Here is a 7,005-nt window from a genome sequence, read left to right on the forward strand (position 1 = left end):
AAACGGTGGCCAGAGAAAGCAAGCAACATGGTGTTAAGAGTTTACTTGATCTGCCGAGGGCCAAGGGCCGAGGGCAAAAGAATGCTTTTGCAAAAGCTTGCAGGGTGCATCACGATACGCTTCTTGTGTAAAAAAGAAGGCCTTGGCTTGGTCTCCTTGTCTGCTACGCCCCTACAAGTCCCCTTGACGATTTTCTGGACGCACAGCACGATGCTCTCGGCTCTCGGCTCTCGGCTCTCGGCTCTCGGCTCTCGGCTCTCGGCTCTCGGCTCTCGGCCCTCGGCCCTCGGCTAATGGCTCAAATCCCCACTTGGTAGTAAGATGGTTCACGGACTGACGCGTGTGCGTCTGATGGGCCCCGAGCCCACCCCTTTCCCCAGGAGGACGTGTGAAACAGATCTACGATTACACCCGCGAACACATGCAGAAGGCTCTGGAAGCCCTGGAAAACAACCTGTCTGTGCTCCGTACCGGACGTGCCAACCCCGGCATGCTCAAGAAAATCACCATCGAGTATTACGGCACCACCATGCCTCTGGATCAGGTCGCCGGAGTGACCACCCCCGATGCCCGCACCTTGCTCATCACCCCTTGGGACCGTGGCGCACTCAACCTGATCGAGAAAGCCATCCGTGATTCGGATCTGGGCCTCAACCCCAACAACAAAGGCGACGCCATTTTCATTCAGGTGCCCACCCTCACCGAAGAGCGCCGCAAAGACCTTGTGAAAAACGCCAAAGCCTACTCCGAAGATGGACGCGTGGCCGTGCGCAACATCCGCAAGAAGGCTCTGGAAGAAATCAAGAAACTGGAAAAAACCACCGGCGAAGACGAAATCAAACGCGCCCAGGAAGAAGTCCAGAAAATCACCGACGAGTACATCAAAAAAGTGGATGAAGTGCTCGCCAAAAAAGAACACGACATCCTCAACTGAGTTCCAGCAGGTTTGGAAGGTTACGCACGTAACCTTCCATTGCCTGTTGAAAGACACCCATGACTGATCCTTCCACCCCCAAACCCACCAAACCCAGTGAAAGCATGCCCGCCCGAGTGTTTTACGGGTTGGTGGCGTTTCTGGTCATTTTGCTGGTGCTTTATTTGGGAACTTGGGCACTGTTTCCGGTCCTGATTGCTGCGGCCCTCATCGCACAGCATGAATACATTTCCATGCTCCGCAAACAGGACATGGATGTGCGCTACAAGAGCCTGATGGTTTGCTCCATCCTGATCGTGCTGGCCAGCAGCACCCGCCTTCCCGAGGTCCCATGGATTGGTGGAAGCTGGCGTGAGGTGGCCCTGACCGCCAGCATCCTGACCATCATGATTCTGGAGGTTGTGGAGCCCGGCGAGCGGCCTCTGGAACGCATCGTGTACAGCCTTTTTGGTCTGCTCTACATCCCGTGGTTGCTGGGATATTTTTTGCTGCTCCGCGAGACCCCCAACATGCAAGATGGTTTTGGTTATCTGGTGATGCCCCTGATTGCCTCTTTTGCGACCGACACGGGTGGTTTGTTGTTTGGAAAACTGTTTGGCCGGAAGAAGCTGGCCCCGGACATTTCTCCGGGCAAGACCGTAGAGGGGGCCATCGGCGGAATGGTGTTCAGTTTCGTGATGGTGTTCGGTTTCGCCCAGATTTTTGACAACTTTTTGTTTGGCCTGAACGTCTGGGACGCCTTGCTGTTCTCTTTGCTGGTTTCCAGTGCGGCCCAACTTGGTGACCTCGCCGAAAGCCTGCTGAAACGGGCTGTGGCCGTCAAAGACTCGGGAAATTTCTTGCCGGGCCACGGGGGTTTGCTGGACCGCTTGGACAGCCTTTTGTTCTCGGTGCCGGTGGCGTACATGTTTGTGACCATGGTGGTCACCAAGTAGCAGAAGGCTGAAGCAAGAAGGCAAAAGTGTATGCCAGAGCCACAAGTGGCCTTGGCTTTCTGCCTTCTGCGGGCGAGCAGCCCCATCTCACACGCGCAACACACCTGAGTGTGTCACGCTAAAGGCAGAGTGAGCATGCAATCGTTAAGCATTTTGGGTTCAACCGGCTCCATTGGCACACAGTCTCTGGAAGTGGCCCGCAGGCGTGGGTATCAGGTGCAGGGGCTGGCGGCAGGTAAAAATTTGGCCTTGCTGACCGAGCAGGTGCGTGAATTTCGTCCACAGATGGTCAGTGTGGATGAAACGGTCCTTCAGGAAGCCCGAGCCCTTCTTCTTGAGATTCATCCCGAGATTCAGGTGGTCACTGATCCTTGTGAAGTGGCTGCACTGCCTTCTGAAGTCGTGGTGGGCGCGATTCCCGGTCTGGCCGGATTGGCCCCCACAAGGGTGGCTCTGGAACGCGGAGCGGCAGTCGCCCTTGCCAACAAGGAAAGCATGGTGGTGGCCGGTCCCCTGATGTGGGAGCTCGTGCAGCAGTCTGGTGGGCGCATCACCCCGGTGGACAGCGAGCACAGTGCCCTGTACCAGTGCCTTGTTGGAGAGAAGCTCTCTGAGGTCCATGAATTGATCATCACGGCCTCTGGAGGCCCTTTCCGAACCGGGCCAGAGGATCTGTCCACGGTCACCCCTCAAATGGCCTTGAAGCATCCCACATGGGCGATGGGGGCAAAGGTCACCATCGACAGTTCCACCCTGATGAACAAAGGGCTGGAGGTCCTTGAAGCCCACTACCTGTATGGCCTCAGTCTGGACCGTGTGGGTGTGCTGGTGCATCCCCAGAGCGTGATCCATGCACTGGTGCGTTTTCAGGATGGGAACCTCAAGGCGCACCTCGGGCCACCCAACATGGAGCTTCCCATCCAGTACGGTATCGATGGTGCCCCGAACGGAATGCAGTTTGCCGGAGATGTCCACGCAGCGCCCCGTCATCCTGCCCCTTTCACGGATTATCCTCTGGCCCGCACTTTGGAGCTGTTCGAACCAGACCACCAGCGTTTTCCCTGTCTGGGTCTGGCGTATGGTGCAGGTCGTGCAGGAGGGGTTGCCCCTGTGGCCCTCAATGCCGCCGATGAAATCGCCGTCGAAGCTTTCTTGCAAGACCGCATCCGCTACACCGACATTGCCAGAGTGATTGAGCAGGTGCTGCAAGAATGCCCCAGCCATACCTTAAGCTGGGACAGCATTTTTGAAGCCGACCTCTGGGCCCGCACCCGTGCGAAGGAGATTTTATGGGCTTGATCATCTGGTTGCTGGTGATCCAGATTGCTGTGATCATCCACGAGGGGGCCCACTATCTGGTGGCCCGCATGCAGGGGGCCAGAGTGTCTGCCTTTTCGGTGGGCATGGGTCCAGTGCTCTACAGTTTCAAGGCAAAAGGCACCGATTGGCGGCTTTCCGCGTTGCCCATCGGCGGTTACGTGATGATCGATGATCTGGGTCCCGAGTCTCTGGACGGACAACAGAAAGCACGGCTCACACCCCTCGGGAAAATTGCGGTTTTGTTTGCAGGTCCTCTGTCCAACTGGTTGCTGGCGATTCTGCTGATGGCCGGGGTGTTCGTGTCTCAGGGGGTTCCCCAGACCGACTTCAGCAAAGCCACCATCCAGAACGTGCTGCCCAATTCGGCAGCAGAAAAAGACGGCTTGAAGTCCGGAGATGTGCTGATTGCCATTGATGGCAAGCCCTTGCCCCAGCAGGAAGTGGTGGACGGTCAACCCCGCATGGGTTACATGAAGCTGCAAGACGCCATCCGCAGCAAAGAACCCAACACCCTGACCTTCCAGAGGGGAGACCGGCAAATTCAGGTCAACCTGACCTTCCAATGGAAGCCCGGTGCCCGTTATGGCGTCGAGTACAGCCCCAAACAGAACATCAAACCGGTTCCCAATTATTTTGCAGCTCTGGGAGAGGCAGTCAACCAGTCCATCCAGATCGTGCCTCAGGCCCTGCAAAGCTTTGCCAGAGGCATCACCCAGACCTTCACTTCACCTCTGGCCCCCAGCAGTGAAGTGGCCGGTCCAGTGGCCAGTGCTCAGGCGGCAGGCACAATGGCCCAGCAGGGAGGCATCTGGGGTGTTTTGACCTTTGCAACTCTGGTCAACATGAGCCTTGCCATCTTCAACCTGATTCCCATTCCCGGTCTGGATGGTGGGCGCATCCTGCTGGTGCTGATTCAGATGATCATGCGTCGTCCGTTGCAGCCCAACCACGAAGCCATGATCAACTTCACGGGTTTTGTGTTCCTGATGGCTTTCATGGTGCTGGTGTTGCTTGGAGACCTTGTGCGGGTGCTGCCTTGACCCTGCAAACGGCTGTGTTACAATCCTCCCAACCGTTCATCCAGCTTTCTGGATCCCTTGCACTCTGGCGATGGTGCTTCTCAATCGCCCGTTCAAACCATGTCTGACTTGACTGTTGTGATTCCTGCCTACAACGAAGAAGCCACCATCATGGATGTGGTGAATGTGGCCAAGCACTTCGCTCCTGTGATCGTGGTTTCAGATGGCTCCACCGACCAGACCGCTGCCCGTGCCAGAGAGGCCGGAGCCACGGTCATTGAACTGAACCCCAATCAGGGCAAAAGTCAGGCTTTCTACGAGGGTGTCAAGGCTGCATCCACCCGTCTGGTGGTCAGTCTGGATGCGGATCTGGTGGGCCTGACCGTGGAACACCTCAAACTGATGTCCGATCCCGTTGTTGCAGGCACCTATGACATGACCATCGGGGTCTTTCAGGGCGGAGGGGTCCTCACCGATTTTGGCAACCGTGCCACCCCTTACCTGAGCGGCCAGAGGGTGTTCCATCGGGATTGGATGCTCTCTGTCCCACGCCTCACCGAGGAACGCTGGCCCGAGCCTGCCATCACCGAGCACCTGAACAAATCTGGCATCCGCTGGGAGTACGTGTCTTTGCCCAAAGTCCGGCAGGTCATGAAAGAACAAAAACGGGGCCTCCTCGAAGGGGTCAAGCACCGGGTGAAGATGTACAAATCCATTCTGGATTTCCAGACCCGCAAAAAATGATGTGAAGGTGTCTGTGTTGTGAAGTTGTCCATGTCCAGCAGGGGAGAAAGCCCCTGCTGGTGTTTTTCCTGATGCAGTCGGATCTGCTTTCTGTTAAAATGAGAACATGTTTACGCCATGGGCGAAAAATGACCCTGAGCCCTCTGGAAAGGACCAAACCCCTTACCCAGCAGCCAGTGTGGCCAACGCCCTGATTGCAGAGGCGGCCCGCCGGGGCAAAGCCCTCACCCACATTGAAATTCAAAAACTGGCCTACATCTGCCACGGTTATGCTCTGGCCCTCAAAAACCGCCCCCTGATTGCCAGCCATGCTTACGCATGGAAATACGGACCCGTTTTTCCCACCCTGTATTCCGAATTGCAGCGCTATGGGGCAGAACCCATCACCGACCTCCTCAGCGAACCTTTGCAACTGGACCCTGAGGCTCTGGAGGTGGTCCGCGCCGTGATGGACGTTTACGGCGAATACGGGGCCTCCAAACTGGTGGAGGTCACCCACCAGAAAGGCACCCCCTGGCACCGCTCATGGCAGGCCAACCATTACAGCGTGATTCCCAACCCCGAGATCCGCCAGCATTACCAATCCCTGCTTTCGAAAGGCTGACCATGACCCTGCGCGAACAGATCCGCCATGCAGCCCGCAACGAATCTGAACACCTCCCTGAGCCGGATCCTGTTCCCTTGCAGGAAGATTCACCCGGACCCCCGGGCACCGCACAAACCCGTCTGGAAGGCCACAACGAAGAACAGGCCCGTGCCCAGAGGCTGGAAAACGACCGCCGCGAACAGGACTTGCGCGACCTCAGGCGTTACCGCTCCTATTTCGTGTCCAGACTTTTTTTCATGACCGCCCTCTGGTTGGTGGTGGCACTGGGCACCACCCTGCTGACCGGACTGGGCCTCTGGCAATTCAAACTCAGCGACACGGTGATCGTGGCCCTGCTGACCACCGGCATGGCCAACCTGATCGGGGCTCTGGTGGTGATTGTGCGATGGTTGTTTCCAGAAAAATAAATCCCCCTGAGCCGGGGGATTGGAATCATCAGAGGCTTTATTCGTCCATCCCGAGTTCTGCACCACGCTTGGTTGCAGCAATCACCGCTTCAATCGCGGCAGCACGGAAGGTGTAACGCTCGATCTGTTCCAGACCGGCAATGGTGGTGCCTCCGGGGCTGGCCACCTCGTCTTTCAGGATGGCCGGATGGGCTTTTTGCAGCAACAATTCTCCGGTGGTGATCAGCAGTTTTGCAGCCAGTTCGTTGGCCTGAGCACGGGGCAAACCGACGCGGACGCCTCCATCTGCCAGAGCTTCTGCAAAAACCGCAGCATAAGCCGGACCAGAGCCCACCATGCCCGTAAAAGCATTGAACAGGTTTTCGGGAATGTCGTACACACCACCCACGCTGCCAAAAAGCTGGTTTCCAAAGGCCAGATCGCCATATTCGCGGGCCTCTTTGGTTCCCGTGACTGCACTCTGGGATTTCCCAATGGTGGCCCCGAGGTTGGGCATCACGCGCACCACCCGTTTGGTGCCCAGTCTGCGGGCCAGAACGGTGGTGCTGATGCCAGCCATGGTGGAAATGTAACCCACACTCGGGCGGGCCAGTTCATCGGAGAGTTGCAGGAAGTGGCGGGGTTGCAGGGCGAGGAGCACCCTTTCGGCCTGACCCAGTTCACCCATTTTCATGGGTTTGACTCCGTACTTCTGCACCCACTTGTCCACAATCGCAGGGTTGTGGTCAATGATGCCGATTTCAGAAGTCTTGAGGAGCCCGGTGGCAATCACGCCTTCCATCACGGCTCCACCCATTTTGCCTACGCCTACGATCACCAGTTTCATAGATGGAAGTGTAGCACTGGAAGGGGGTTTGTTGGGTTTTGGCTGTCTATTTTGGCCGAGGGCAAAAAGCTTTGGTTTGAGTTGATAGCAAAACCAGTCCCCTTGACCTTTTTTACTGTATGTCGCACGATGCTCTCGGCTCTGTCTTGGCCCCACTACGCGCTCACTGGACGGCCAGTTTCGCGCTGGGCCGCTCGGCTCTCGGCTCTCGGC

8 protein-coding genes are annotated in these 7,005 nt (G+C 57.0%); 7 read left to right on the forward strand and 1 reads right to left on the reverse strand.

What is annotated here, in order from left to right; genetic code table 11:
* The first annotated feature begins 421 nt into the window (after positions 1-421).
* The 7 genes from frr to Q371_RS20785 all read left to right on the forward strand — a co-directional run bounded on the left by frr (position 422) and on the right by Q371_RS20785 (position 5,966).
* Positions 422-934, forward strand: coding sequence for a ribosome recycling factor (frr, locus tag Q371_RS20755; RefSeq protein WP_051964954.1), 513 nt, complete (start codon positions 422-424; stop codon positions 932-934).
* 59 nt (positions 935-993) lie between these two features.
* Positions 994-1,869: a phosphatidate cytidylyltransferase gene (locus tag Q371_RS20760; protein ID WP_051964949.1), complete on the forward strand. Its 876-nt coding sequence runs from the start codon at positions 994-996 to the stop codon at positions 1,867-1,869.
* 135 nt (positions 1,870-2,004) lie between these two features.
* On the forward strand, positions 2,005-3,168 hold the full coding sequence (gene dxr, locus Q371_RS20765; protein ID WP_034344123.1) for a 1-deoxy-D-xylulose-5-phosphate reductoisomerase: 1,164 nt from the start codon (positions 2,005-2,007) through the stop codon (positions 3,166-3,168).
* The gene (locus Q371_RS20770; protein WP_051964950.1) at positions 3,159-4,229 is read left to right on the forward strand and encodes a M50 family metallopeptidase; all 1,071 of its coding nucleotides are present in this window, start codon (positions 3,159-3,161) and stop codon (positions 4,227-4,229) included. Before dxr ends, Q371_RS20770 begins: the two co-directional genes overlap by 10 nt.
* 99 nt (positions 4,230-4,328) lie before the next feature.
* Positions 4,329-4,952 carry a glycosyltransferase family 2 protein gene (locus tag Q371_RS20775; protein ID WP_034344105.1) on the forward strand — a complete coding sequence of 208 codons (624 nt, stop codon included), beginning with the start codon at positions 4,329-4,331 and terminating at the stop codon, positions 4,950-4,952.
* Between the two features lie 106 nt (positions 4,953-5,058).
* A complete protein-coding gene (locus tag Q371_RS20780) occupies positions 5,059-5,556 on the forward strand; it encodes a Panacea domain-containing protein (RefSeq protein ID WP_051964951.1) in 498 nt (165 codons plus the stop codon).
* 2 nt (positions 5,557-5,558) lie between these two features.
* Complete coding sequence (locus tag Q371_RS20785; RefSeq protein WP_034344106.1) at positions 5,559-5,966, forward strand: hypothetical protein; 408 nt, start codon at positions 5,559-5,561, stop codon at positions 5,964-5,966.
* A 37-nt stretch (positions 5,967-6,003) separates the two neighbouring features.
* On the opposite strand, the gene proC is transcribed toward Q371_RS20785, so the two are convergent.
* Positions 6,004-6,792 carry a pyrroline-5-carboxylate reductase gene (gene proC / locus Q371_RS20790; RefSeq protein ID WP_034344107.1) on the reverse strand — a complete coding sequence of 263 codons (789 nt, stop codon included), beginning with the start codon at positions 6,790-6,792 and terminating at the stop codon, positions 6,004-6,006.
* Between the last annotated feature and the right edge of the window lie 213 nt (positions 6,793-7,005).

The sequence above is a fragment of the Deinococcus misasensis DSM 22328 genome, assembly GCF_000745915.1.
In the GTDB taxonomy this organism is placed as follows: domain Bacteria; phylum Deinococcota; class Deinococci; order Deinococcales; family Deinococcaceae; genus Deinococcus_C; species Deinococcus_C misasensis.

What these genes read in the sequence shown, in the direction of transcription:
- dxr (WP_034344123.1), top strand. Translation starts at nt 2,005, where the DNA reads ATGCAATCGTTAAGCATTTTGGGTTCAACCGGCTCCATTGGCACACAG.
- Q371_RS20785 (WP_034344106.1), top strand. Translation starts at nt 5,559, where the DNA reads ATGACCCTGCGCGAACAGATCCGCCATGCAGCCCGCAACGAATCTGAA.
- Q371_RS20775 (WP_034344105.1), top strand. Translation starts at nt 4,329, where the DNA reads ATGTCTGACTTGACTGTTGTGATTCCTGCCTACAACGAAGAAGCCACC.
- Q371_RS20760 (WP_051964949.1), top strand. Translation starts at nt 994, where the DNA reads ATGACTGATCCTTCCACCCCCAAACCCACCAAACCCAGTGAAAGCATG.
- Q371_RS20770 (WP_051964950.1), top strand. Translation starts at nt 3,159, where the DNA reads ATGGGCTTGATCATCTGGTTGCTGGTGATCCAGATTGCTGTGATCATC.
- Q371_RS20780 (WP_051964951.1), top strand. Translation starts at nt 5,059, where the DNA reads ATGTTTACGCCATGGGCGAAAAATGACCCTGAGCCCTCTGGAAAGGAC.
- frr (WP_051964954.1), top strand. Translation starts at nt 422, where the DNA reads ATGCAGAAGGCTCTGGAAGCCCTGGAAAACAACCTGTCTGTGCTCCGT.
- proC (WP_034344107.1), bottom strand. Translation starts at nt 6,792, where the DNA reads ATGAAACTGGTGATCGTAGGCGTAGGCAAAATGGGTGGAGCCGTGATG.